The sequence below is a fragment of the Gluconobacter sp. R75690 genome (genome assembly GCF_015244525.1).
GTDB classification, from domain to species: Bacteria; Pseudomonadota; Alphaproteobacteria; order Acetobacterales; family Acetobacteraceae; genus Gluconobacter; species Gluconobacter potus.
In genome coordinates, this window is sequence record NZ_JABCQB010000004.1 from 94,723 (window position 1) to 121,082 (window position 26,360).

A 26,360-nucleotide genomic window follows, 5' to 3' on the forward strand; every position below is an offset into this window, starting at 1 on the left:
TCTTACAGACGCCAGCCGGAATGGATGGCGGCAATGCCACCCGAGAGATTACGGTACTGGACCTGCTCAAGCCCGGCATCGCGCATCATCTGTGCCAGCGTTTCCTGATCGGGGAACATGCGGATGCTCTCGGCGAGATACTGGTAGCTCTCGGAATCCTTGGCGATGATCTGGCCCATCTTGGGCAGAACCTGGAAGGACCACATATCATAGATCGGCGCGAGCGCTGCGATCTCGACCTGTGAGAACTCCAGGCAGAAGAAGCGTCCACCCGGCTTGAGGACACGACGCGCCTCACGCAGCACGGCCGACTTGTCCGTGCAGTTGCGCAGACCAAAGGCAATCGTCACGCGGTCAACAGAGCAGTCGGGCAGGGGGATGGCTTCCGCGTCCACGACGCAGACCTCGATCTTGCCGATCAGCCCGGCCTTGATGGCGCGGTCACGTCCCACGGAAAGCATGGCGGCATTGATGTCGGATAGGATGGCAGGGCCACCGCCGGCACGGAGCCAGCCAAAGGTGATGTCACCCGTACCACCAGCCAGATCCAGCAGCTTCATGTTCGGGCGCGGATTGAGCATGCCCACGAAAATGCGCTTCCAGACGCGGTGAATACCCAGCGACATCACGTCATTCATGATGTCGTATTTCCCGGCGACGCTCTCGAACACCTCCCGGACCATCGTCTTCTTCTGGCCGCGCGGAACACTCCGGTAGCCGAAATCGGTGGTGTCCTCGGCGTGTGCGGAGGACTGGAAGGGCGAGGCGTTGTGTTCTGCACTATCGGTCATGGGGCAATCGATATATCGTTGAGGCCAGCCATGCCAGAGCTTCCAGAAGTCGAAACCGTCATGCGCGGATTTCGTGATGCCTTTGAAGGGCACCGAATCAGCCATGTTTCCGTCAATCGTCCCGACCTTCGTTGGCCGTTTCCCGCTGATCTGCGGGAAAAACTGGAAGGCCATCACGTTCTCTCATTCCGCAGGCGCGCGAAGTATATTCTCATGCGTCTTGAAGGCGGGTGGAGCATGCTGCTGCATCTGGGCATGTCGGGCCGACTCACGATTGGCCGGGCGGGGACAAACGCGACTCCGCCAGCACACGAGCATCTGGTCCTTGAAACGGACAGCGGCGCGAGGGCAGGGCTGGTTGATCCCCGGCGCTTCGGCATGGTCGATCTTGTGCGGACAGCTGAAGAAGACAGTCACCGCCTTCTGGCCCATCTGGGAATGGAGCCTCTTTCGGACGCCATGACCAGTCCGGCACTGGCGGACCTGTTCCGGGGCAGGCGCTCGCCTATCAAATCTGCGCTGCTGGATCAGAAACTGATCGCAGGTCTAGGCAATATCTATGTGTGCGAGGCGCTGTTTCGCTGCGGCATTCATCCCGAGCGGCAGGCCTGTACCCTGACGGGAAAAGAGACCGCCGCTCTTGCAGAGGCCATTCCACAGATCCTGGAGCAGGCCATCGCGTCCGGAGGATCGTCTCTACGCGACTATGTGCAGGCTGACGGCACGAAAGGCGGCTTTCAGGACCTGCATCTCGTCTATGGACGCGAAGGCGCTCCATGCCCCAACTGCGGCGCGGGGAGTCCGATCCAGCGCATGACGCAGTCAGGCCGTTCGACGTTCTTCTGCCCGACCTGCCAGAAATAGGCAGCGTGACAGGAAGATGCCCCCATCCTGTGTAAAATGTGCAAAACGCTTGACGGGACCCGTCCGGACAGAGTAGACGGCGCCAACCATTTACGCGACCAAAACGCAAACTGAACCGAAAGATCCATGGCAAACACAGCTTCTGCCCGCAAGCGTATCCGTCAGAACGAACGTCGCCGTGAGCGCAACGTTGCCCGCATGTCCCGCATGCGTACGTTCATCAAGAAGGTTGAACTCGCCATCCAGGCCGGTGACAAGTCCGCTGCTGCCGAGGCCTTCAAGGTTGCACAGCCGGAAATGCAGCGCGCAGCAGGCAAGGGCGTGATTGCCAAGAACACGATCAGCCGCAAGCTGTCCCGTCTGTCCGCCCGCGTGAAGGCTCTGGCAACCGCCTGAGCTTCACCTTCGGGTCGGAACTGAAGAACGCGCTCCCCTCCAGGAGCGCGTTCTTTTTTGACTGCAGTTCCTGACATCTTTTTCCCAAGCATCTGACCCCGGGTTGCCGATGGGGAACACCCTCATGACATCCCGCTGAACCCTTCGTGTTCCAGCTTGCTTCGGGCTGAGCAGACGCCTATTCTGGGGGTTCGACAAAAAGGTATCGGATGCTCTGGCTTCTCCGGAAATTCGCCAGCTTTTCTGCTGCAGATTTCTGTCGAGAGCATAATCGCCCTGCGCGCAGGGAACCACAACTGATACCCGCCCCGTGCGGGAATGGATATGAAAGGGGGTACAATGGTGGAAAACGCTCAGTATCTGGACGCCAGCGCCTCCGCCCCCGGTTCGACGACACCGCTGGAAACCGCCTGGATCCGCGTTCGTGAGAAACTGAAGAGTGAGGTTGGCGAGGTCGAATACCGGACATGGCTCCGGCAGATCGTTCTGGGACCACTCGAAGAAGATGAACTGACCCTCTACCTGCCCACGCGCTTCCTGCGCGACTGGGTCCGCAGCCAGTATGAGGAGCGCCTTCAGACGCTCTGGCGTACCGAGCGCGAGGACATCAAGGGGGTGGAGCTTCAGGTCAAGCGTGGGCTGCCTGAAGTCTCCATGGGCGACGCAGAGGACGGGGAAGATGGTCCGGTCGAGGGGCATGAACTCGCGCCGCAGGCTGCTGCTCCCGAAAATCGCAGCGATCTGGCCGTTCCGCTCGATCCGCGTTTCACGTTTGATACCTTCATCGTCGGCAAGCCCAACGAATTTGCCTATGCCTGCGCCCGCCGTGTGGCGGAAAAACCGTCGAGCCCAGGCTTCAATCCGCTGTTCCTGTATGGCGGAGTCGGCCTTGGCAAGACCCATCTGATGCACGCCATCGGAACGGAGCTGACCCGGACTGGCAAGGTCTCCGTGGCTTACATGTCCGCGGAAAAGTTCATGTACCGCTTCATTGCGGCGATCCGTTCGCAGTCCACGATGGAGTTCAAGGAACAGCTCCGTTCTGTTGACGTGCTGATGATCGATGATCTCCAGTTCCTGATCGGCAAGGACAATACCCAGGAAGAATTCTTCCATACATTCAATGCCCTCGTCGATGCCGGTCGCCAGATCATCGTCAGTGCCGACAAAAGCCCGTCTGACCTGTCAGGCCTTGAAGACCGTCTGCGGACCCGTCTGGGCTGTGGCATGGTCGCAGACATCCATGCCACGACCTTCGAGCTGCGCATTTCCATTCTGGAAGCCAAGGCCAAGGCTTCGGGCACGCATGTTCCGTCCAAGGTTCTGGAATATCTCGCCCACAAGATCACGACCAATGTCCGTGAGCTTGAAGGCGCGCTCAATCGCCTGATCGCCCATGCTGATCTGGTTGGACGTCCTGTGACGCTCGATACGACGCAAGATGTTCTCAAGGACATGCTGAAGGCGCACGATCGCCGCGTGACGATCGAGGAAATCCAGCGCAAGGTCTCCGAGCACTGGAATATCCGTCTGACAGACATGTCCTCGGCCCGCCGTGCCCGTGCGGTGGCACGCCCGCGTCAGGTGGCCATGTATCTGGCCAAGCAACTGACGAGCCGGTCTCTTCCGGAAATCGGACGCAAATTCGGCAACCGCGATCACACGACCGTCATGCACGCCGTCAACCGCGTGACCGAGCTGATGGATCAGGACACATCCTTCGCCGAGGACGTGGAACTGCTGCGCCGGATGCTGGAAGGCTGACCCGCCCGGACCTCCGATCCCTCTCTTTCCCGAGGGACGGGGGTCTGCTAGGTTCTCTCAATTAATTCAAGATCTTCGCCGAGGCTCGGAATGAAATTCAAGGTTGACCGTACCCTGCTGCAACGGGCTCTGGCGCATATTCATGGCGTTGCGGAAAAGCGGAATACCATTCCCATCCTGGCCAACGTCCTGATGAGCTACGAAGATGACGTTCTGCGCCTGACGGCAACGGACATGGAAATCGCCGTCGTGGAAGATGTTCCTGCGAGCGGCGAGCGCTCCGGCTCCACGACCGTTCCGGCTGCGGTGCTCTTTGAGATCGTCCGCAAGCTGCCTGATGGCGTTGCTCTGGAGTTCGACCATCAGGACAGCGAGGCTCCGCTCGCCCTGCGTGCCGGCCGTTATGCCACCAGCCTGAACGTACTGCCGGTTGATGATTTCCCGGCCATGGTCGCTGGTGATCTGCCGCATCGTTTTTCGATCCCGGCTGCAACGCTCCGTGGTCTGATCGACCGTACCAAGTTCGCTATTTCCAACGAAGAAACCCGTTATTATCTGAACGGCATCTATCTGCACGTGGCAGAAAATGGCGCCGTTCCGATGCTGCGTGCGGTGGCTACGGATGGCCATCGTCTCGCCCGCGTCGAGACGGATCTGCCGGAGGGTGCGCGCGGCATGCCGGGCGTCATCATCCCGCGCAAGACCATCAACGAACTGCGCAAGCTGCTCGACGAAGGGGCGGCCGATCTGGAAGTGTCGCTGTCCGACACCCGTATCCAGTTCCAGGCCGGTCCCGTTCTTCTGACCTCCAAGCTGATCGACGGCACCTTCCCGGAATACGAGCGCGTCATTCCCAAGGGCAATGACCGCATCCTGCGCGTTGGAAAGCGCGACTTTGCAGCGGCCGTTGGTCGCGTCGCGGCTATCAGCCAGGAGCGTTCGCGCCCGGTCAAGCTGTCCATCACGCAGAACATGCTGAACCTGTCCGCCACAAGTCCCGATCAGGGTGTGGCGCATGAGGAGCTGGACGAAAACGCCGTCTCCTACGATGCGGCACCGATCGAAATCGGCTTTCAGGCCCGTTACCTGACGGACATCACCGATCAGATCGACGTGGAAGTGGAATTCGCATTTTCCGACAGCTCTGCTCCTACCATCGTCCGTGACACGGCATCGCCTTCGGCGCTGTATGTCCTGATGCCCATGCGGGTCTGAGCACGAGCCACGATTGAAACTGACCCGGCTCGCGCTGACGGATTTCCGGAACTACACCCATACCGTCTGGACCCCGGAAGCCTCCATTCTGGTTCTGACGGGGGAGAACGGGTCCGGAAAGACCAATCTGCTCGAAGCCGTTTCCCTGCTGGCCCCCGGTCGGGGCCTGCGGGGGGCAGCACTTCCCGCTTTGTGCCGCCAAGGCGCAGAACGATGGGGGGTTGCGGCCACGATCCAGTCCGGCTTGGACGAATTCCGGATCGGCACGGGGAGCGATCTGAGCGAAAAACAGCGCCGGACATTCCGCCTCGATGGGGAAAACATCCGCTCCCAGGCTCTGATCGGCCAGAGGTTTTCCTGTGTCTGGCTGACGCCCCAGATGGACCGGCTTTTTCAGGAAGGCTCCAGCGGCCGGCGGCGGTTTCTGGACAGGCTGGTCATGGCGCTGTCTCCCGATCACGGACGCCAGATCGCAGCGCATGACCGCTCGGTCGTCAGTCGAAACAGGGTTCTGTCTGAACGTCCGAACGAGGCGGAATGGCTTACTTCCATAGAAGATTCCATCGCCCGTCATGCGGTCGCAGCGTCTGCGGCGCGGCTGGCGCTCATCGAGAGCATGAACGCCCATCCTTTTGAAAATGATGGATTTTCTGCCAGCACGCTGCATCTGGACTGTGCCATCTCAAGCCGCCTGGCAACCCAGCCGGCCCTCGAGGTTGAAGACTGGATCAGGAACAGCCTGCGACAGGCCCGCACCGAAGACCGGCAGCGTTCCACGACATCCGTCGGCGCCCATCGGGCCGATTTCACGCTTTCGGACACCGCCACGGGACGTCCTGCCGAACTTTCGAGCAGCGGTCAGCAGAAGGTCATGCTGACTGGCACGATCCTGTCCCATGCGCGGCTGATGACACAGGAACGGGGATACGCCCCGGCCATCCTGCTTGATGAACCCCTGCTTCATCTGGACGAGATGCGACGACATGCGCTCCTCGACAGCCTTGAGGGGCTGCGGGCGCCTGTCCTGATTACGGGCACGGATGCCGAGGCATTCGCGCCAATCGCAGGCCGCGCCCAGTTTTTTTCCGTCAGGAACGGCACCATATCCCCTTCCTGATACGCCGCCGCCGCTGGCCTAAATGAATGGCAGGGGCTATACTGATCCATCAGTTATTCAGAGTACCACGGAGACCGTCACGCGCATGTCAGAGACCCAGAACCAGCCCGAGATTCCTGGCGCAGACGGTGAAGATTACGACGCTTCCTCCATCTCGGTCCTGAAGGGGCTGGACGCCGTCCGCAAGCGTCCAGGCATGTATATCGGCGATACCGATGACGGCTCAGGCCTGCATCACATGGTCTTCGAAATCATCGATAACGCGGTCGATGAAGCCCAGGCCGGCCATGCGACCTACTGCATCCTGACCCTGAACGGGGACGGTTCCGTATCGGTGCGGGACGACGGTCGTGGCATTCCGACCGATCTGCATCCCGAAGAGGGCATCAGCGCCGCCGAAGTCGTGCTGACCAAGCTTCATGCCGGCGGCAAGTTCAACCAGAACTCCTATAAGGTTTCCGGTGGTCTGCACGGTGTGGGTGCGGCCGTGGTGAACGCCCTGTCCGAATGGATGGAAGTGCGGATCTGGCGCAACGGACTGGAGCACAAGATCCGCTTCCAGCATGGCGAACGCGACGAGGCCCTGCATGTCATCGGCCCGTCCTCCGAAGACCGGGGCACACTGGTCACGTTCAAGCCCAGCAAGCAGACCTTTACGAAGGTCGATTTCGATATTTCCATTCTTGAACGCCGCGTCCGCGAGCTTGCATTCCTGAATTCGGGCATGCTGATCATCCTGCGGGACGAGCGTCATGCCGAGCCGAAGGAACTGCGCTTCCACTATGATGGTGGTCTGAGCGCGTTCGCGGAATGGCTTGATTCTTCAAAAACTTCCATCGTCACGCCGCCCATTACGGGCGAGATCGACAATCCCGAAAGCGGCATCCGTGTCGAGTTCGCTCTGACCTGGAACGACAGCTATCACGAGACGATGCTGTGCTTCACCAACAACATCCCGCAGCGCGATGGCGGTACGCATCTGGCCGGTTTCCGTCAGGCCCTGACGCGCGTTGTTGGCAAGTATGCTGAAGGTGTGGCCAAGCGTGAGGCGGGATCGCTGACGGGCGAGGACATGCGCGAAGGCATGACGGCTGTCCTGTCCGTGAAGGTGCCGGATCCCAAGTTCTCTTCCCAGACGAAGGACAAGCTCGTCTCGTCCGAAGTCCAGCCTGTCGTCCATGCTGCGGCGTCCGATGCGATCTCCCATTGGTTCGAGACGCACCCCAAGGAAGCGAAGGCCATCGTCGCCAAGATCATCGACGCTGCCAGCGCGCGTGAAGCTGCGCGTCGTGCACGCGAACTGACGCGACGCAAGGGCGTGCTGGATGTCTCGTCGCTTCCGGGCAAGCTCGCGGACTGTCAGGAGCGCGATGCGTCCAAGGCTGAAATCTTCATCGTCGAGGGTGATTCCGCAGGTGGCACGGCCAAGCAGGGACGGGACCGTCGCTTCCAGGCCATCCTGCCGCTGCGCGGAAAGATCCTGAACGTCGAGCGTGCCCGGTTCGACCGGATGCTGGGCTCGGCGGAAATCGGAACGCTGATTACAGCTCTTGGCACCGGCATCGGTCGGGGTGAAGTCGATCAGGGCGGTTTCTCGGCCGAAAAACTGCGCTACCACAAGATCGTCATCATGACCGATGCTGACGTCGACGGTTCGCATATTCGCACGCTGCTGCTGACGTTCTTCTTCCGTCAGATGCCGGAACTGATCGAGCAGGGCTATCTCTACATTGCCCAGCCGCCGCTTTATCGCGCCAAGCGCGGTCAGGAAGAGCGCTATCTCAAGGATGACGCCGCTCTTGAGCAGTACCTGCTGGACAAGGCGCTGGCGAATGCAACCCTGCGCTTTGCGGATGGCCGTGAACTGACAGGCGAGGCTCTGGCCGAGGAAGTTGCGTTCCTTTCGGCTGCCGCCCGTCGCCTTCAGAGCATTGCTTCCAAGGTTCCCGTCTGGGTCATGGAGCAGGCCGCCATCTCGGGCGTTCTGGACAGCGATATCGCTGTCGCAACCTCACGGATGCCCGAGTTCCAGCAGCGTCTGGATGGAGCTTCGCTACCCAATGAGCGCGGCTGGAAAGTCTCCATTTCGGAAACCGGTCTGGAATGTGCCCGCTCCGTTCGTGGCGTGGGCGAAGTCTACCGGATCGAGCCTTCGCTCCTGCGCTCGGCGGAAGCCCGTTGGCTGGTGTCGGAATGGGAGCGTCTGGCCCGCGATTTTGCCAAGCCCGTCACGCTCACGCTGGATCCCACGGCTTATGAACTGTTCGGCCCCGCAGCCGTCATGGAGCGCATCCTGCTTCAGGGACGCCGCGGCCTGACCATCAACCGCTTCAAGGGCCTTGGCGAAATGAACGACGAGCAGCTGTGGCACACCACCCTCGATCCTTCGACCCGCACCCTGCTGCAGGTCCGGGTCGGGGATGTGGAAGATGCCGGACAGGTGTTCTCTACGCTGATGGGCGATGTCGTGGAGCCTCGCAGGGACTTCATTGTCGGCAATGCCCTGAAAGTCGCCAATCTTGACGTTTAAGGCTCTCGTCGCAGGGACGGCACTTGTCCTGATGGCTGGATTGGGCTGTAGCCCGGCCCGCGCTGAGGGGCAGGTCAATGCCGCCTACGCCGTTTATCTCAAGGGCTTTCATGTCCTGAATGCGCAGGCATCCTATCAGCTCCAGCCCTGGGGCTATGGGGGCAGCACCCAGATCAAGCCCGCCGGCCTGATCAGCTGGTTCGTGACCATGGACGTGACATCCCGCGTGCAGGGGAAGTTCACACCCGACGGTAACGTTCAGCCGGTGCTGTTTGACAGCGGAGGCATTTCCCGCGGCAAGCACCGTCATGTCCGGCTGGAGTTCTCGAACGACATTCCAAAAGTGACGGACCTCCAGCCCCCGGAAACCGACCGCGAACCGATCCCAGATAGCTCCCTGCCACATACGGTCGATACCCTGAGCGGTATGGCGCATCTGCTGCATGCCCTTGCCACAACCGGGAAATGCGACGGGACGCAGATCATTTTCGATGGAATCCGGCTGAGTGAAATGGTGGTCCATGGTCCGACCATGGCAGACATCCCGCAGGGACAGGACGAGGCCTATTCCGGGCAGGCCCTGCGCTGTGATTTCATAGGGCGTCAGCTTGCCGGCTTTGTGAAAGACTCTCCGAACAGGGCAAAACTGGCCTCTCCCCAGCCGGGAGCAGTCTGGTTCAGAAAGATCGATGGCCTGGGACTGGTCCCGGTCCGGATCGAGTTCAATCACCCCAAACTCGGGCGTGTCATGGTCGTCATGCAACACGCCGTGGCTCCCTGAACGGAGCACTCGAACGTCTTGCAATAATCGGCAATTCGAAGTGATGACACAGTCTGCGGGCTCCGTTTGACGCGGACCCGCGGTTTGGATACCCCGGGCGGGACATGACCGACAGCACCCATCGCACCACTGCCATCATCCTTGCCGCGGGCCTCGGCACGCGCATGAAATCCCGTCTGCCCAAGGCGCTGCATCGTCTGGGCAACCAGCCGATGATCAACCATCTCATCACAACTGCCCGGCAGGTCTTTGATGATGTGGTCGTCGTCACCGGACCGGACATGCCGGAGCTTGAAAAGGCCGTCCGTCCCTTCAAAACCGTCACGCAGATCGAGCGACTTGGTACGGCCCACGCTGCCAATACGGCGCGGGATTTGTTCGGAAATGGCGACGTGGCCATTCTCTATGCCGATAATCCGCTGATTACGGCGGAGACGATGCGGCGCCTGCTGGCAGCACGCAGGGAAGGCGCCAGTATGGCACTTCTCGGAATGCGGCCTGCGGAACCGGGGCGTTATGGCCGGATTGTGGAAGACCACGGCAGGGTCGTGAAGATCGTCGAATTCAAGGATGCCACGGAAGACGAACGCCGCATCACGCTGTGCAATGCGGGCGTCATGTGTGCCGGAGCCGACGATTTCCGGACCTGGCTTGCAAATGTCGGAAACGACAATGCCCAAGGCGAGTATTACCTCACGGATGTGGTTGAAATGGCGGCGAAAACCGGGCCGGTCATTTGCGTGGAAGCACCGGAAGCCGAACTGGCGGGGGTCAATTCCCGTTCGGAACTAGCCCGTGCTGAGGCGACGCTTCAGACCCGACTGCGAAATGCGGCCATGGATGCGGGTGTCACGCTTGTTGCTCCTGAAACTGTTTTCTTCAGCACCGACACCATCATCGAAGCGGATGTAACGATCGAGCCAAACGTTTTCTTTGGCCCCGGCGTCAGGGTCCGTTCCGGTGCCCTCATTCGTGCCTTTTCCCATCTGGAAGGCTGTGAAGTCGGGGAAGGCGCAATGATCGGCCCCTATGCCCGGCTGCGCCCAGGCACGCTTTGCGCCGCGCAGACGCATGTCGGCAATTTCGTCGAGCTCAAAAATGTGGAACTGGGTGAGGGCGCGAAGGCCAATCACCTGACCTATCTGGGCGATGCCTCGATCGGGAGTGGCACGAATGTTGGAGCAGGGACCATCACCTGCAACTACGATGGCGTGTTCAAACACCGGACCACGATCGGCGAGCGCGTGTTCGTGGGCTCGGATTCCATCCTTGTGGCTCCTGTAACTGTTGGGGACGATGCCCTTATTGCGGCTGGCAGCGTCATCACCAGTGATGTCCCCCCCGGCGATCTCGCTCTGGGCCGGGCACGGCAGACGCTGAAAAGCGGGCAGGGCCTTCAGATCAAACAGTCTCTCAAAGCTCGGAAGGAACAGGTCTGATGTGCGGTATCTGCGGTATTGTTGGACATCAGCCTGCCAGCCCGATTGCGTTTGAGGCGCTGCGTCGCCTTGAATATCGCGGATATGATTCCGCCGGCATCGCCACGCTGACAGCATCGGGAAACATCGAGCGCCGTCGCGCGGCTGGCAAGCTGGACAATCTCGAACATGTCCTGAAAGAGCACCCGCTGCCCGGCACGACCGGCATCGGTCATACGCGTTGGGCCACTCACGGCGCGCCTACGGAAAACAATGCCCATCCTCATGAGGCCGGCCGTGTGGCGATCGTCCATAACGGCATCATCGAAAACTTTGCCGAGCTCAAGAAAGAGCTTGAGGCGAAGGGACGCGTGTTCCGGACCGAGACGGATTCAGAGACGGTCGCCCATCTGGTCGATGACTATCTGGGGCAGGGGCTAGAGCCTCGCGAGGCAGCCTTTGCCGCAATCAAGCGGCTGGAAGGCGCCTATGCCATTGCCATGATCTTCAAGGATCATGAAGGTCTGCTGATCGGGGCCCGTCACGGCGCACCACTTGCCGTCGGGTACGGCAACGGCGAGATGTTTCTCGGGTCCGACAGCATTGCGCTGGCCCCGATGGCCCGGAAGATGACCTATCTGGAAGACGGCGACTGGTGCGAACTGACTCCCGGCCATGTCATTATTTTCGACATGACCGGCGCTGAAGTCAGCCGTCCCGTTCAGGACCTGACTTTCATGGCTGGGCAGGTCGGCAAGGACGGCTACCGGCATTACATGGAGAAAGAACTCCATGAACATCCGGTCGCCATCGGGCAGACACTGAAACGCATCACCGACCCGGCATCAAAGCGCATTGCCCTGCCGGAAATGCCATTCGATCCGGCAGAGGTTCCGCGCATCACCATCACGGCCTGCGGCTCCGCTTATTATGCCGGCATGGTGGGGCGGTACTGGCTGGAATCCCTGGCGCGCATTCCGGTGGAGATCGATGTTGCGTCCGAAATGCGCTATCGCGAGCCGCCGCAGCCGGACAAGGGCGTAGCGCTGCTGATTTCCCAGTCCGGCGAAACCGCTGATACGCTCGGGGTTCTTCGGAGCCTCAAGAAGGCCGGGCAGAGCATTGTTTCCGTGCTGAACGTCGAGCACTCGACCATGGGACGCGAAAGCGATCTCGTCCTGGGTATGGATGCAGGGCCGGAAATCTCCGTAGCCTCTACCAAGGCTTTCACGGCCCAGCTTTCCGTTCTGGCGGCTCTGGCAATCGACTTCGCGCGGGCTCGCGGCACCATGGATCAGGCCCGTGAAGAACGCCTGACGGCCAGCCTGCTGGATCTACCGTCCCGCGCTGCGGAAGTCTTTACCCGCACCAAGGATATCCAGGCGATGGCGACTGTTGTCGCGCAGGCCAGAGACGTCCTGTATCTGGGGCGCGGGATCTGCACGCCAATCGCCTTTGAAGGTGCATTAAAATTAAAGGAAATCAGTTACATCCACGCGGAAGCTTATGCCGCGGGTGAACTAAAGCATGGTCCCATCAGCCTGATCGATCAGACCGTTCCGGTCGTTGCCATCGCACCGTCCACGATCCTGTTCGACAAGACCCTGTCCAATCTGCAGGAAGCGAAGGCGCGTGGTGGACGCATTCTTGCCTTCACCGATGCAGAAGGTGCGAAACGTCTTGAGGGCGTGGCGGAACAGGTTGTCATCATGCCGGACGTGGACGCTTTCGTGGCCCCGATCCTGTATGCCATTCCCGTTCAGATGCTGGCTTATGAAGTGGCCCTTCTCAAAGGGACGGACGTGGATCAGCCCCGGAACCTTGCCAAATCAGTCACGGTTGAATGAAGGATTTTCCTATCGGGGGAAATTTTTTGCAGACATTATAGTAACATCACACATGGCAGCCTGAAGGAGACGCAAATATGGGTGGAGACGCAATATCCGGAATGTCGGCCGGAAATTCAGGACTCTCTCCCAGCGCCTCTGAAATCACCATACGCGAAGCTTTTGTCAGGCGACTGGATGAGCAGGGATTTGAAGGCGATATCAACCTTCAGGTCTCGTCGCGGCTGGTCTCTTCCACCGATAACAGCATCTATCAGCGCCTTCCGGCTGCCGTCATTCATCCACGCATGCAGGAAGACCTCAACCGGGCCGTCCGCGCTGCCGCAGATGGTGAACTGACCCTTTCAATCCGTGGCGGCGGGACAGGCACCAACGGTCAGTCTCTGACGGATGGTATCGTCCTCGATGTCTCCCGCCATCTGGACCGGATCTTGGAGTTCGATGCCGAGGCGGGAACGGTCACGGTGGAACCGGGCGTTATTCTGGCTCGGCTTAATGCCTTCCTGAAGCCTCACGGATTTTTCTTCCCCCCTACGGTCTCGACCGCCACCCGGGCTACGATCGGGGGGATGATTGCGACCGATGCCTCTGGCAAGGGATCGCGAATTTATGGTCGGACTTCCGACTACATAGAAACGATGGACGTCGTGCTCTCGGACGGAACCGACCTGCAGGTCGGCCGACTGACAGCACCCCAGCTGGAAGAGGCAATGAGCGGGAAAGGGCTTGCCGCCCAAGCCTATCGCGAAGTCCATCGGGTCGTCACGGAACAGGCCGACGAGATCCGGCGTGTCTTCCCGGACATGAACCGTGGTCTGACAGGATACAATCTTCAGAACGTCCTGCTTGAGGACGGAAGCTTCCATATCGCACGGCTTCTGGCGGGATCGGAAGGCACGCTTGCTCTGACCAAGAAGATCGTCCTGCGGGTCAGACGTCTGCCGAAATACCGGCAGCTTATCGTCGTTCGCTATGCGAGCTTCAACGACACCCTGCGTGATGTTCAGACGCTTCTGCCCGCCAACCCGTCTGCGGTAGAAGTGCTGGACGACCGCGTCCTTGCCAAGGCCCAACAGGACGTAACGTGGCACGCGCTTGAACGCGTCCTAGGCACCAGGTCTGCGCTCCCGGTCAAGGGTATGAGCTTCGTCGAGTTTGTCGGGGACGATCTGGATGTCCTGCAGGAACAGATGGCCCATGCGGTCACCCTGCTTGCGAACTCTCCGCACAAACCCATTGATCATAAAGCAGTTTCTGATCCGGACATTATTGCGAACCTCTGGACGCTGCGGGAAAAATCGGTTGGTCTTCTCGGACGTCCTGAGGGCCACAGACAGGGCGTTCCGTTTGTCGAGGATACTGCCGTTCCTCCGGAAGTTCTGCCTGAGTATGTCAGCGAATTCCGTGATATTCTGGACGGGTACGGACTGTCCTATGGCATGTTCGGACATGCCGATGTCGGCTGCCTGCATGTCCGCCCGTTTCTGGACATGCTCACACCGCAGGACCGGGCGCTGATCCGTCCCATTTCAGATGCTGTGGCTGCTCTGACGAAACGTCATGGCGGTCTGCTCTGGGGCGAGCATGGGCGGGGATTTCGGGGCGAGTTCTCGCCGCTGTTTTTCGGTGAAACGCTCTTCGCCGAACTCTGCCGGATCAAGGATGTCTTTGATCCCAAAGATATTTTCAACCGCGGCAAGCTGGCACCTGGTGGCGCGGGCTACCCCGTGGACCGCATTGACGGCATTCCGTTCAAGGGCAGCTTCGACGAGGATATTGCTCCCGCACTCCGGGAACCCTATGCGCTTTCCATAAGCTGTAACGGCAATGGCGCCTGTTTCAACCGTGAGCCGGACATGGCCATGTGCCCGTCCTACAAGGCCACGAAAGACAGGTCGCAGTCCCCGAAAGGCCGGGCCCTGCTGCTCCGGAGCTGGGCCCGGCTGCGCTCCCTGCCGGACAACGCACCTGACCGGGGGATGCTCCCGGTGCTGACGGAGGAACTCAAGGCATCACTGGACACCTGCCTGTCCTGCAAGGCCTGCGGGACGCAATGTCCGATCCGCGTGGATATTCCGTCCATGCGCTCGAAGTTCCTGGCGACCTACTTCCGCGACAACCGCAGGCCGGTTCGCGACTATCTGGTGTACTGGCTGGAGTCCCTGCTAGCGGTCGGGAGACAGGCTCCGGCGCTGGCCAATCTCCTGATGCACAATCCGGTCTCACAGGCTTTTCTGTCCCGGATCGGGCTAGTGGATCTTCCGCATCTGAAGCCTGTCCGACTGGGAGCCGACAGTCGGGTCAGCCGCTCCTGGCTGCGTCTTAACCGCCATAACCCGCGGGCGGTAATCCTGATCCAGGATTCCTTTACCGGCAGCTTTGACGGGGGCCTCATCGAAAAAGTCCATAAGCTCCTGACTTCTCTGGGACTGGACGTGAAGGTCACGCCCGTCTGGAACAACGGCAAGGCCCGTCATGTTCTGGGATTTCGCAGGGGCTTTGGTGTTACGGCCCGTCAGACATTGCGGAAGCTGCGAGGCCTGGCGGCTTTTGGTATTCCGGTCGTTTCGCTGGATGCCGCTACCGGGCTCATGTTCACGCAGGAATACAGGGAAGTCTCAGGGGACACACCTGTCCCGGACGTTCTTCCGTTGGAAACCTATCTGCGTGGACAGATAGAGCAGGGGGCGTTCGCGCCGGTGCAGAGCGGTAGCGACGCCAAATCCCTGACGGTCATCTCGCACTGCACGGAGCAGGCGGCCCGTCCGGAAAGCGCGGGCGACTGGGCCTTCATTCTGCGGTATTTCGGAGTACCGGTCCAGGCAGGAAAGGCCGGATGCTGTGGCATGGCCGGACTGTTCGGGCACCAGAAAGAACAGGCGAGCCTCTCCCGCCAGATATTTGATCAGAACTGGGCAGGGAAAGTGAAGCAGCCGGTGCTGGCGACCGGATTTTCCTGCCGCTGCCAGACCGAGCGCATGGCCGGTCATCGTCCCTCCCATCCGGCGGAAGCATTGATCTCCGCGTTGCAGGAACACTCCTGAAAACAGGACGTTGATAACGATGCAGCGCCTCTGGACGCCCCCCGTCCAAGCTGTAACACTGTTACCTGTCCGATGATGCGCGGCTTTTCGTGCAGGCCCTGTGGAGTACGAATGTGATGTCTTCCCTTCCATCAAGGATTTACGCTGTCGTCGACCATCCGCGCTGGGTGGAACGGCTTGGTGGGGCGGGTCTGCGTTTCATCGAACTCTATCTGCGTGATCTGCCGGAAGAAGAGATCAGGGCGCAGGCCCTGCTGGCACAGGAACTGGCCGCACGTTTCAATGTTTCTCTGGCGCTGAACCGCTACTGGCAGACGGCCATCGAGCTGGGCTATGAATGGCTGCATCTTGGCCCCGAAGATCTGGAGACGGCGGATCTCGACGCGATCCGGACCGCTGGCATCAGGTTTGGCATCTCGACCCATACGCATGAAGAGCTGCAGACGGCACTGGCCTGCAAGCCGGATTATGTGTCCTTCGGCCCGGTCTGGTCCACGCAGCTCCGGGGCGTGCCGCTGACGGGGCGGGGCCTGGAGAAACTGGCAGAATGGCGCGGGTTGTGCGGCAATGTTCCGCTGGTTGCCATTGGTGGAATCACCGTGCCCCGGCTGGCGGAATGCCTTGAGGCAGGCGCCGATACGGTTGCCGTCATGAGCGACTTCATCGGCCATGAGGACCCGGAAGGGCAGGTCCGACGCTGGCTCAACGCCGTCTCCCGGGAGACAGCACCAACTTGAAACACGCCAAGTCGTCTGAAGACGACCACATGAAGGAGCCGAGACAACGATGATGGTGACAGGACTGGCAGCCGTACTCCTAGCGCTTGCGTTCCTGCTCACGCTTGTCAGCATCATCCAGCCCCTCGCGAAACGTCTCGAGATTTCCGAAGCTGTCCTGCTGGCATTGACCGGGATCGGGCTGGGCCTTGTCGCATCCCTTATCGTGCGCTCGTCTGCCACCGATCTGCTGGACGGGGCGGCCGAGGCGCTGATCTATTTCCCGGTCAACAGTGAAGCCTTCCTGCTGATCTTCCTGCCCATCCTGGTCTTTCAGGGGGCCATGGCCATCGACGTGCGGCGTTTGGCCCATGAAACGGCAACGGTGCTGCTGCTAGCGGTTGTCGCTGTCATCGTTTCGACGGCCACCATTGGCTTTGCGCTTTATCCGTTTGCCCAGCAGAGCCTCGTTGTCTGCCTGCTTCTGGGATCGATCGTCGCGACGACCGATCCGTCCGCCGTGGCTGGAATCTTCAGGGAAATTGGTGCGGCATCGCGCCTGACGCGCCTTGTTGAAGGTGAAGCGCTTCTGAACGACGCTGCCGCCATTTCGATCTTCTCGATCCTGCTGGCAGCCGTTACCTCGCATCATCAGATCCATCTGGCCGATGCCCTGATGGACTTCCTGACGGCCTTTATCGGCGCGATCGTGGTTGGCGTCTGTCTGGCGCGTCTCACATTGCTGCTGATTGCGGGACTGGGTGGCTCGGCGGCTTCGGAAGTCACGCTGACTCTGGCGCTGCCTTACGCTGTTTACATCCTGTGCGATGAGATGCTCGGCTTTTCCGGCGTGGTCGCAACGGCCGCCGCGGGGCTGACCGTCTCTGCTTACGGGCCGTCCACCTTCCGGCCCCAGGTCTGGCGTTTCCTGAACGAGATGTGGGAGCAGCTCGTTTTCTGGGCCGGCTCTCTCGTGTTCCTTCTGGCTGCCATGCTGGTGCCTAGGCTGCTGATTGGCATGACGAAATGGGATTTCGTACTGATCCTGATCGCCAGCGTCGCCGGCCTGATCGCACGTTCGGCCGTGATTTTCGGAATGCTGCCGCTTCTGGCCATCACGAAGCTCTCGCCGCCCGTTCCCAATCCCTTCAAGGCCACGATGGCTTGGGGCGGCATCCGTGGCGCCATCACGCTGGCACTGGCACTGGCCGTGACCGAGAACCAGAGTGTTTCGAGCCCGGTTGCCCATTTCGTCGGCATCATCGCCACCGGTTTCGTGCTCATCACGCTTCTGGTCAATGGCACCACGCTGCGGGCGCTCGTCCTGTTCTTCAAGCTGGATCAGCTTTCACCCATCGATCAGGCCATCCGCCAGCAGATCGTGGGCATCGGCCTTGGTGAAGTCGCGGAGCGGACGCGGGAGCTTTCCGAAGAACTGGGCTTCAGCGAGCAGACCCGTGCCGGTGTCATCAGCCGCCTGGAACGTCGCGCGGAACAGGAGAGGGCGGCCAACAATTTTGAATCCGCCCTGAGCGACCGCAACCGCGTCAATATCGCCCTGATCACCATCGCCAACCAGGAGCGCTCCCTGCTGCTGGATCTGTTCCGCATTCAGGGGCTGTCCCGGCGCGTGATGGAGACATTGCTGCGCACGGCTGAGTCCATGGCCGATGGCGCACGTCTCGAAGGGCGGTATGGTTATGTCCGGGCCCTCAAGCGCCGCCTTCAGCCTTCATTGCGCTTCCGGATTGCGCAGGAGCTCCACAGCCGCCTGCATATCGACGAGCCGCTGACGAACTGCATGATGGAGCGCTTCGAGATGCTCATCATCGCGCATCTCGTCTCGCTGTCGCTTCAGCGCTTCATCCGCCAGCGCATGGAACCGACGCTTGGCCCGCGCATTACGGAAATCGTGTCCGAAGTTCTTGGTCGTCAGCGCAAGCTGCTGGATGACGCGCTGGAGACGCTGCGACTGCATTACTCCGGTTATTCCGAAGCGCTGGAAAGCCGCATCCTGCGTCAGATCGCCCTGCGTCTCGAAGACGAGGAATATGATGCGCTGGAAGCTGACAACCTGATTTCCGAGGAACTGCACCGCGAACTGCATCGTGAGATCGAACGCCAGCGCGCCCGGCTGGATGCGCCCCTGCGCTTCAATCTCAAGAGCGGCATCGAGCAGCGTCTCAGGGCCTTTCCGGCCTTCAACGGCGTTCCCGACAGCGTGCTTCAGAAGCTTTCAGGCAAGGTCTCCATGCATTTCGTCTCACCCGGCGAAGTCCTGTTCAAGCGCGGGCAGCGCGTACGCGTCGTCTATGCGCAGGTGGCGGGACTGGCGGAGGTCAATCTGGCGGAGCGGGATCTGCTGTTTGGAAGCGGGGACCTGATCGGCGCGGCCTCCGTCATCCGCAACGAGACCATGCCCGGGACCGTCCGCTCCCTGCAGTTCAGCCATCTGCTCGCCATTCCCCGTCCGGTGTTCGAGAAGCTGCTGAAGGAGTATCCCATCGTTCAGCGCCTCATTATCCAGCGTAGCCAGAAAAGGGCGGACGGGCTGCTGACGCCCGTCACGGTTCGTACGCTGGATGGTGATGCTGTCTCAACCGCATCGGCCCCGGAAATGCGCCGTCTGGTTGCGCCGCCGTCTTAAGGCACGGGCGGCGCGGTCTCTTTGCCAGGCACCAGAAGGTCACGGAAGCGCACGGCACAGAAGCCAAGGATTGCCGCTGCCACAAGCGCGGCTCCTGAATGCAGCAGCCAGAACGAGACGTCGGAAATCCGTCCCAGCAGCGTCGCCAGCTTTCCGATCAGCAGGTTGGACAGGAACAGATGGAGCGAGAAGCAGGCGACGAGAATGGTGTTCAGGCTCACGGGGGCGGCGCGTGAGAAAAGCGCCATTCCAATCGCATAATTCATCGAAAACCCGATGTCATTGATGATGTGAAAGGCCAGCCCCCAGAACAGACTGACCTCATGGGGACCCGGACTGATCCATGATCCCAAAGCCAGTGTCAGCGGCCCGAAAGCAGCAATCAACGTCCCCAGCGCGACCTTGGAAATCTCCGACAGATCGGGCCTGCGACGCGCATAGGCCTTCCAGAACCACAGGACCAGCACGGCACACAGGGTGCTGATAAATCCGTCCAGGGAAATGAGATCGCTCACCGGCATCTCGTATCCCAGAAGATGAAGCTGGAAATGCTCGCGCCCCCAGAGCAGATAGCCGTCGAAGATTTCCGAGTTCGGAACAGCGCCCACCGCCAGGACAGGCACAAGCGCCAGAAGCAGCAGGGTCGTCTTCTTTTCCTGCGACGTCAGGGCAGGGCGTGCGTGTTTTGTGGCTGCGGCCGGGGTCTCAGACCGAAGCACCGCAACAGCAGGAGCGGGGAGCCAGCGCCGCCCCACGAGATAAACCACAAGCCCGATCAGCATACCCAGGCCCGCTGCCAGAAAGCCCCAGTGCCATTCAATCTGCGCAAGGCTCGCGCACAGGACCGGGGACACGATGACCGCAATCTGAAGCCCCATCATGTAGATCTGATAGGCGTCCGAACGCCGTCGGTCACCTAGGGCATACAGTGCGCCGACCTGTGCCCGCAGACCGCCAGCCATACCAAGCCCGGCCAGCAGAAAGCCCAGCGCCAGTACAAAGCTCCAGTCAAATGACATCAGGAAATGACCCACAGTCATCAGGATGGCACCCAACAGGATGGTCCGTGTCTGGCCGAGGACGCGGTCCGCCAGAAAACCGCCGAGGAGAGGGGTGGCGTAAATCAGTGCCAGGAACAGACCTGTAATGGCTGCGCCCATGGCGCGGGGGCCCACAGGCGCATAAAGGGCGGAAGCAAAAGCCTCCAGCGGCCCGAGACCCATAACGGCTCCTGAATGAGCCGGCTGCAGCAGATGGTCCGTCAGATACAGGGCCAGAATGGCCTGCATCCCGTAGAGCGAGAACCCGACCCAGCCTTCGGTCAGCGTCAGCACCCACAGCCCGATGGGATGCCCCCAAAGTTCCCGCTGTTTTCCGGCGGAAGACGGTTCGACAACAGGGGAAGCAGGAAGGATTTCGGTCATGCGGCCTCATTCGCGCAGGGGCGGGAGAACCTGCGTAAAGGGAGAAAGCCGGTGAGGTAAAGGGGGAGAGAGGGTAGTGGCAAAATGCCATAGAGTGCATTTATGGCGTTTTGCCATAGTGCCACAACAAGGCGAGCCAGCATCCAACCTATGGCAAAATGGCCCAATTCCTAAAATTGGCATTTTGTCATAGGTGTCAGGTTTACCGTTACGGGAAAGCCTTGCATCCATCAGAAAGCAGCTTCTGGAAGCCGGAAAATCCGGGGAAAAATGGTAATGGCATTTTGCCATACACAGAAAATGGCTGAAAACTGCCGATATTATTGCTTCTAGAGCAATCTGACGGAGAAAAAACCGGACGCATGTCAGGGCCGGGCTCGCGCTCACATAAATGTCGTATAAGATATATTATGCCAACTAATAGATCCGAAAATCCTGAATTTCTGACGTTTTTGTGAGAACACATCCTATTGTTGCGAAGAATGTCTCCATTCGCGCTAGGAAAAGCATTGTAGTCCATTCTACCGGCGAGCGCCCGCATTGCGGTCGCCGGTATATCCGCGGGAGCGGCTGTTATATGCCATCTATGTCCCTGTGCCGCCTGAGTCTCCTGGGAAGCACATTCTGCATTGCTGCACTCTCCGTCCTTCCGAATGTCGCACGGGCAGATGATTATACGGAGCTGCTCGACATTCTCCGGGCCAAGGGCAGCCTGACCCGCTCGGAATACAATGTTCTGCTGGCCCATCACCAGCATCACTCGCATCCTTCCCTACAGCGCGACGATGACAGCGCCCCTGCCGCTCCATCCCGTCATCGCAACCGCTACATGCGCTATGGACCCCAGAATGAAGGCAGCAGCCTGGAGGCTCCCCCGGATGTCACGACCATTGCCGCCGTTTCCGCAGCGCGCCGTGCTGCCATGGAAGCGTCCGCCAGTGCGCAGGATGCCCGCAATTCGCTTCTGGAAGCGCGTCGCACGTACAATCCGGACAGCATCGTACGCGTGAAGCCCTATGTCGCGGGCAAAGGCGTTACGATCCAGGCCGGCCAGATCGACATCAACATCTCGGGCTTCGTCAACGCTTACTACACCTATAACAGTCCCGCCGGTGGTCGCGCTGTTGCGGGTGGCGTCTCGACCGGCAGTAGCGGTTTTGATTCCTCCTCCATCCGCAATGGCCTGCTGCCGGGCGGCCTGATCCTCAAGCTGAACACGGTTCAGGACGGGATCAAGCTCGGCGCTGTCTTCGGCATGTATCCAGGCATCAACAACAACAATCCCAGTACCTTCAACGCCAACTCGGGCGGCAGCCCGGTGGGCCTTGGAACGGCAGGCCTCGATTTCCGTCAGGTTTACATGACTGCTGGCACGGACGAATTTGGTACGGTCAAGCTGGGTCGCGACATTGCGCTGTTTGCGTCTGACGCCATCCTGAACGATGCGACACTCCTCAGCGTCGGCAGTACCGGCAGCAACGCCAATCCCGCCAACACATCACTCGGCCGTATCGGCGTGGGCTATGTCTATACGGACTGGCTGCCGCAGATCACCTATATCTCACCGAAATGGAAGGGTTTTCAGGCTTCCGTCGGCGTCATGACACCGCTGGATGAATACAACTTTGCCGGTGGCGGCCTGTCCGCGACCACGACCCAGCACAGCTCGCCCATGCTTCAGGGCAAAGTCACCTATGATGGCAACATTCTCGGCTTCACGACCCGATTCTGGAGCAGCTTCCTCGTCCAGCACCAGCAGAATCTGACCAGTTCGACGCTGGGCAGCAGCAGCCGGAAAGGCACGACAGTCGAAGCCGGCGACGTTGGTGTAAAGGTTTCTCGCGGCCCGTTCGAAGGTGTGGCCTATTATTACTATGGCAGTGGCCTCGGCACGACCGGCATCTTCTTCGATGGTGTATCCGCCAACGGGCGCAAGCGTGATTCCGAAGGCTACTACGTCCAGGCAGCTTACAAGATCCTACCCAAGCTCAAGCTTGTCGGGAGCTATGGCGTCAGCAACCTCTATCAGGCGCCTGGTGAGGACAATCCGGACATGGTCCGGCGCAACCAGTCTGAAGTCGGAGCGATTTATTACAACCTGACGGACTGGTTCACGATCGTGGGAGAATATGCCCATACGGAATCGGATTCCCACAGCAGCGCCCACGAAAGCGACCACACGATGTCCGCTGGTGCGATGATGACCTTCTGATCCTGAAGGACCGGGCACCTCCCTGCCCGGTCCTTCAAAAGGAACAAGCCAAGCTCATGAGAAGGCCTCTCGTTCCTGCCCTGTGCTTCCTGTTCGCGCTTCATGGACAGGCTGCGGCGGCCCTCACAGCACGACGCAGGACATCATAGGGTCGAGGCTCGGACTATCCGATATCGTGCTGAACGGGAGCGGTAAGACACGGCAATATCTTGTCTATGCCCTGGACAACACATGGTGTGGGGCAACCGGTGGCTGCTGCATGCTCTTCATTCTCACGACAGCGGTGGTGACTGGCGGGTCGGGAAACTGCCGGATGAACGCCCTGCCCTTGTCACCCGCCGCATGCGGTTTGATGGCGCACTGTATCTGCTCAATCCATCAGTCCCGCCTGCCGAGCCGGTCGAGCGGCTGGGAGAGCAGATCGTTCTCGCCCCGGACAGCCCGATACAGACCAGAACCCCGCATTAATCCTGCAGATCGAGTACCATGCCGTCATAGGCAGGCTCGACGCCAGCAGGCAGTGTCTGGCGCAGGGTCTGATAATCCATCTCCGGCCCCATATGGGTCAGGATGACGTGCCCCACATCGAGGCGCTCACGCCACTCCAGCACGCGTTCGAGCCAGGCATGGGCTGGATGTGGCTCGTACTGGAAGCAGTCCACGACCCAGGTCTGCACGCCTTCAAGCAGCGACAGGGATGCATCCGAAAGCGTCTCGACATCCGTACTGTAGGCGAAACTTCCGCAACGCACGCCAAGAGAGGCAATCCGGCCATGTCGCTGCTCGAAAATCCGAGCGGTCAGACCCGGGAACGTGACTGTTTCTCCAGACTGCACGACATGCTCGTCAAAAACAGGTCGGTAGAACTCTGGCCCTTTCCAGGGGGCAAACGCATAGGCGTAGCGCAGGCGAAGTTCTTCCAGAACATCCGGCGTGGCCAACAGCGGCAGCGGCGTTTCGATGACGCGGTTAATGGCCCGCAATTCATCGAGGCCACCAATATGATCGCTATGTGGATGCGTATAGAGAACCGCGTGCACATGGCTCAGGCCGCAGTTCAGCATCTGATTGCGAAAATCCGGCCCGGAATCCACCAGAAGCCGGAAACCGCCCTCGCCTTCGATCACGACTGAGGAGCGTGTGCGCCGGTTACGCGGCTCCGCTGGATCGCAGGCCCCCCAAATCCCCGTCCGTGGTCCCTCCTCGCCCCCGATCATGGGAACGCCAGCGGAGCCGCCACATCCAAGGATTGTCACTTTCACGCAGCAATCCTCGTGAACAGACGACGGGCGTTTTCAGAGGTGATCCGCGCGATCTCGTCCAGCGACACACCACGCTCTTCGGCCAGTCGGGCAGCCGTATGGGCGACGTAACCCGGCGTGTTGGGTTTTCCACGTTTCGGGACAGGTGCCAGGAACGGACTGTCCGTTTCCACCAGAATGCGGTCTTCCGGCACCATCCGCGCCACTTCGCGGATTTCCTCGCATTTCGGGAAGGTCAGTAGGCCGGAAAAGCTGATATAGCCTCCCAGCTCCAGAGCCGCTTCCGCCAGTTTCGGACCGGACGCAAAGCAGTGGATCAGGAACGGAAACGCTCCCTTGGCATGTTCGTCACGCAGGATGGCGATCATGTCGTCATCGGCGTTGCGGGTATGGATGACGACGGGCAGTCCGGTCTGACGCGCGGCCGCGATATGGGTGCGGAAGGCAGCGTGCTGCGCTGGCTTGGCCTCGTCCCCGCTATGGAAATAATCCAGCCCCGTCTCCCCGATCGCCACAACGGAAGGAGCTTCGGTCTTGGCGACGAGTTCCTCGACAGACGGCAGACGCTCCTCGCCCGCATAATCCGGATGAATACCGATCGCGCACCAGATCCGCAGATCCGGCGTATCATGCTGCGTCAGGGCAATCTGCGTATCCGCCTGCGAAAAGCGCGTGCCGATCGTGATCATTCCGGACAGGCCGGACTCCCGCGCCAGCTCGAAAGCGGGCGCGAGATCGTCAAGCTTGTCCAGATGACAGTGGGTGTCGATCAGTCCTGTCATGCCTCTTCCTCGACAAAGCGCGGGAACAGACCTTCCGGCTTGGGAAGCGTACGACCCGCCGGCAGCGGCGTTTCGAGAGCCGCGAATGTCCGCTCGTCATCCTGCACGCCAAGCTGTGTCAGCATCCGGTCCATCGTGTTCGGCATGTAAGGCTGAAGCATGGTTGCGATGCCTCGGATCATGTCCACGAGAACCCGCAACACGTCCGCCATACGCTCCGGATCGGTCTTTTTCAGGGCCCAGGGGGCCTGACGGTCGATATAGGAATTGGCGGCACGGATGACCTTCCAGACTTCTTCCAGCGCATCCGTGATTGCCTTGCGCTCGATCTGCTCGGACATGATCGTCGGCAGCAGCGTCACCATTGCGAGCATGGCCTGATCATCTTCGGTCAGGGTGCCGCGCTCGGGCAGAACGCCTCCCAGATTGCGGGCAACCTGGCTCAGCGTGCGCTGGCACAGATTGCCGAGGTCATTCGCAAGCTCGACATTTGTGCGCGTGATCATGGAGCGGCGGCTGAAATTGGAATCGCCACCGAACGGCACTTCGCGCATCAGGAAGAAGCGCAGCGCATCCAGTCCGAACTCATCTGCCAGCGCCTTCGGGTCCAGAACGTTGCCGAGAGACTTGCTCATCTTCTCGCCTTCGACCGTCCACCAGCCATGAGCGAAGACGCTCCTCGGCAGATCGATGCCAGCTGCCATCAGGAAGGCCGGCCAGTACACGCAATGGAAGCGGGCGATTTCCTTGCCCACAATATGGACATCCGCCGGCCAGAACTTTGCCCGTGGGTCATCGAGATCGGGATAGCCTACGGCCGTCAGGTAATTCGCCAGCGCGTCGAACCAGACATACATGACATGATCCGGATCGTTTGGAACCGGAACGCCCCATTTGAAGCTCGTGCGGCTGACGGACAGGTCGCGCAGGCCCTGGCGGACGAAGCTCTCGATCTCACGACGCGGTCCGACGGGGCCGATAAAGTCGGGATTATCTTCGTACAGCTTCAGAAGCCGGTCCTGAAAATCGGACAGACGGAAGAAATAGGACGGTTCCTTGACGCGCTCGACCGGGGCACCGGACGGCGCCACGAACGTTCCGTCGGGCTTCTTGACCAGTTCGTCCTCGCCGATGAACGCCTCGTCGCGCGTGGAGTACCAGCCCTCATAGGCGCCCAGATAGATATGCCCGTTCGCCGCAACCTTTTCCCACAGCGCCTTGGCCGCGCCCTTGTGGCGCTCTTCGGTCGTGCGGATGAACTCGTCGGTCGAGATCGCCATGTCCTTCTGCATCTGACGGAAGGAGGCTGAAACCTCGTCAGCATAGGCCTGCGGGTCCATGCCCTTGGCCACGGCGGTCTGCTCGACCTTCTGGCCATGCTCGTCGGTGCCGCTGACGAACAGCACCTCTTCGCCATTCAGGCGATGGAAGCGGGCCAGAACGTCGGCCGCGATGGAGGTATAGGCATGCCCGATATGCGGAGCGCCGTTCACATAGAAGATCGGGGTCGTGATGGTGAAGCGCCGCGTCATGTCCACTCGTTTCATAAC

At 60.4% G+C, this 26,360-nt stretch carries 19 protein-coding genes; 14 read left to right on the forward strand and 5 right to left on the reverse strand.

What is annotated here, in order from left to right; genetic code table 11:
* Positions 1 to 2: 2 nt before the first annotated feature.
* Positions 3 to 791, reverse strand: coding sequence for a class I SAM-dependent methyltransferase (locus tag HKD27_RS06075; protein ID WP_153429170.1), 789 nt, complete (start codon positions 789 to 791; stop codon positions 3 to 5).
* A gap of 30 nt (positions 792 to 821) precedes the next feature.
* Here HKD27_RS06075 and mutM point away from each other — a divergent pair, with 30 nt between their 5' ends.
* The 12 genes from mutM (at position 822) to HKD27_RS06135 (ending at position 19,130) form a co-directional block, all read left to right on the forward strand.
* The gene (mutM, locus tag HKD27_RS06080; RefSeq protein ID WP_194688902.1) at positions 822 to 1,655 is read left to right on the forward strand and encodes a bifunctional DNA-formamidopyrimidine glycosylase/DNA-(apurinic or apyrimidinic site) lyase; all 834 of its coding nucleotides are present in this window, start codon (positions 822 to 824) and stop codon (positions 1,653 to 1,655) included.
* Between the two features lie 126 nt (positions 1,656 to 1,781).
* On the forward strand, positions 1,782 to 2,051 hold the full coding sequence (rpsT, locus tag HKD27_RS06085; RefSeq protein ID WP_011253998.1) for a 30S ribosomal protein S20: 270 nt from the start codon (positions 1,782 to 1,784) through the stop codon (positions 2,049 to 2,051).
* A 324-nt stretch (positions 2,052 to 2,375) separates the two neighbouring features.
* A complete protein-coding gene (gene dnaA, locus HKD27_RS06090; RefSeq protein ID WP_228518356.1) occupies positions 2,376 to 3,815 on the forward strand; it encodes a chromosomal replication initiator protein DnaA in 1,440 nt (479 codons plus the stop codon).
* 90 nt (positions 3,816 to 3,905) lie between these two features.
* Positions 3,906 to 5,030: a DNA polymerase III subunit beta gene (dnaN, locus tag HKD27_RS06095; RefSeq protein WP_194688903.1), complete on the forward strand. Its 1,125-nt coding sequence runs from the start codon at positions 3,906 to 3,908 to the stop codon at positions 5,028 to 5,030.
* 13 nt (positions 5,031 to 5,043) lie between these two features.
* Positions 5,044 to 6,147 (forward strand): DNA replication/repair protein RecF, encoded by a 1,104-nt coding sequence (recF, locus tag HKD27_RS06100; RefSeq protein ID WP_194688904.1) that lies wholly within the window; start codon positions 5,044 to 5,046, stop codon positions 6,145 to 6,147.
* Between the two features lie 85 nt (positions 6,148 to 6,232).
* Positions 6,233 to 8,677, forward strand: a complete 2,445-nt coding sequence (gene gyrB, locus HKD27_RS06105) for a DNA topoisomerase (ATP-hydrolyzing) subunit B (protein WP_194264627.1) — start codon at positions 6,233 to 6,235, stop codon at positions 8,675 to 8,677.
* Positions 8,667 to 9,458, forward strand: coding sequence for a DUF3108 domain-containing protein (locus tag HKD27_RS06110; protein WP_194688905.1), 792 nt, complete (start codon positions 8,667 to 8,669; stop codon positions 9,456 to 9,458). The genes gyrB and HKD27_RS06110 overlap by 11 nt, the downstream gene beginning before the upstream one ends.
* Positions 9,459 to 9,562: 104 nt before the next feature.
* The gene (gene glmU / locus HKD27_RS06115; RefSeq protein WP_194688906.1) at positions 9,563 to 10,897 is read left to right on the forward strand and encodes a bifunctional UDP-N-acetylglucosamine diphosphorylase/glucosamine-1-phosphate N-acetyltransferase GlmU; all 1,335 of its coding nucleotides are present in this window, start codon (positions 9,563 to 9,565) and stop codon (positions 10,895 to 10,897) included.
* Positions 10,897 to 12,723 carry a glutamine--fructose-6-phosphate transaminase (isomerizing) gene (gene glmS, locus HKD27_RS06120; protein WP_194688907.1) on the forward strand — a complete coding sequence of 609 codons (1,827 nt, stop codon included), beginning with the start codon at positions 10,897 to 10,899 and terminating at the stop codon, positions 12,721 to 12,723. Before glmU ends, glmS begins: the two co-directional genes overlap by 1 nt.
* Before the next feature lie 101 nt (positions 12,724 to 12,824).
* Positions 12,825 to 15,767: an FAD-binding and (Fe-S)-binding domain-containing protein gene (locus tag HKD27_RS06125; protein ID WP_228518357.1), complete on the forward strand. Its 2,943-nt coding sequence runs from the start codon at positions 12,825 to 12,827 to the stop codon at positions 15,765 to 15,767.
* A 116-nt stretch (positions 15,768 to 15,883) separates the two neighbouring features.
* Entirely contained in the window at positions 15,884 to 16,504 is a 621-nt protein-coding gene (locus HKD27_RS06130) for a thiamine phosphate synthase (RefSeq protein WP_194689017.1), read from the forward strand.
* 49 nt (positions 16,505 to 16,553) lie between these two features.
* Positions 16,554 to 19,130, forward strand: a complete 2,577-nt coding sequence (locus HKD27_RS06135; protein ID WP_194264622.1) for a cation:proton antiporter — start codon at positions 16,554 to 16,556, stop codon at positions 19,128 to 19,130.
* On the opposite strand, the gene HKD27_RS06140 is transcribed toward HKD27_RS06135, so the two are convergent.
* Positions 19,127 to 20,554, reverse strand: a complete 1,428-nt coding sequence (locus tag HKD27_RS06140; protein ID WP_194688909.1) for a peptide MFS transporter — start codon at positions 20,552 to 20,554, stop codon at positions 19,127 to 19,129. The genes HKD27_RS06135 and HKD27_RS06140 overlap by 4 nt on opposite strands.
* A gap of 586 nt (positions 20,555 to 21,140) precedes the next feature.
* On the opposite strand from HKD27_RS06140, the gene HKD27_RS06145 reads away from it, so the two are divergent.
* Positions 21,141 to 22,766: a porin gene (locus HKD27_RS06145; RefSeq protein ID WP_370544249.1), complete on the forward strand. Its 1,626-nt coding sequence runs from the start codon at positions 21,141 to 21,143 to the stop codon at positions 22,764 to 22,766.
* 231 nt (positions 22,767 to 22,997) lie between these two features.
* On the forward strand, positions 22,998 to 23,234 hold the full coding sequence (locus HKD27_RS06150) for a hypothetical protein (RefSeq protein ID WP_194688911.1): 237 nt from the start codon (positions 22,998 to 23,000) through the stop codon (positions 23,232 to 23,234).
* On the opposite strand, the gene HKD27_RS06155 is transcribed toward HKD27_RS06150, so the two are convergent.
* Genes HKD27_RS06155 through metG form a run of 3 tightly spaced genes read right to left on the reverse strand, consistent with a single transcriptional unit; the run spans position 23,231 to position 26,342 of the window.
* On the reverse strand, positions 23,231 to 24,028 hold the full coding sequence (locus tag HKD27_RS06155) for an MBL fold metallo-hydrolase (RefSeq protein WP_194688912.1): 798 nt from the start codon (positions 24,026 to 24,028) through the stop codon (positions 23,231 to 23,233). The genes HKD27_RS06150 and HKD27_RS06155 overlap by 4 nt on opposite strands.
* Positions 24,025 to 24,810, reverse strand: coding sequence for a TatD family hydrolase (locus HKD27_RS06160; RefSeq protein WP_194688913.1), 786 nt, complete (start codon positions 24,808 to 24,810; stop codon positions 24,025 to 24,027). Before HKD27_RS06160 ends, HKD27_RS06155 begins: the two co-directional genes overlap by 4 nt.
* Positions 24,807 to 26,342, reverse strand: coding sequence for a methionine--tRNA ligase (gene metG / locus HKD27_RS06165; protein WP_194688914.1), 1,536 nt, complete (start codon positions 26,340 to 26,342; stop codon positions 24,807 to 24,809). The genes HKD27_RS06160 and metG overlap by 4 nt, the downstream gene beginning before the upstream one ends.
* Positions 26,343 to 26,360 lie beyond the last annotated feature (18 nt).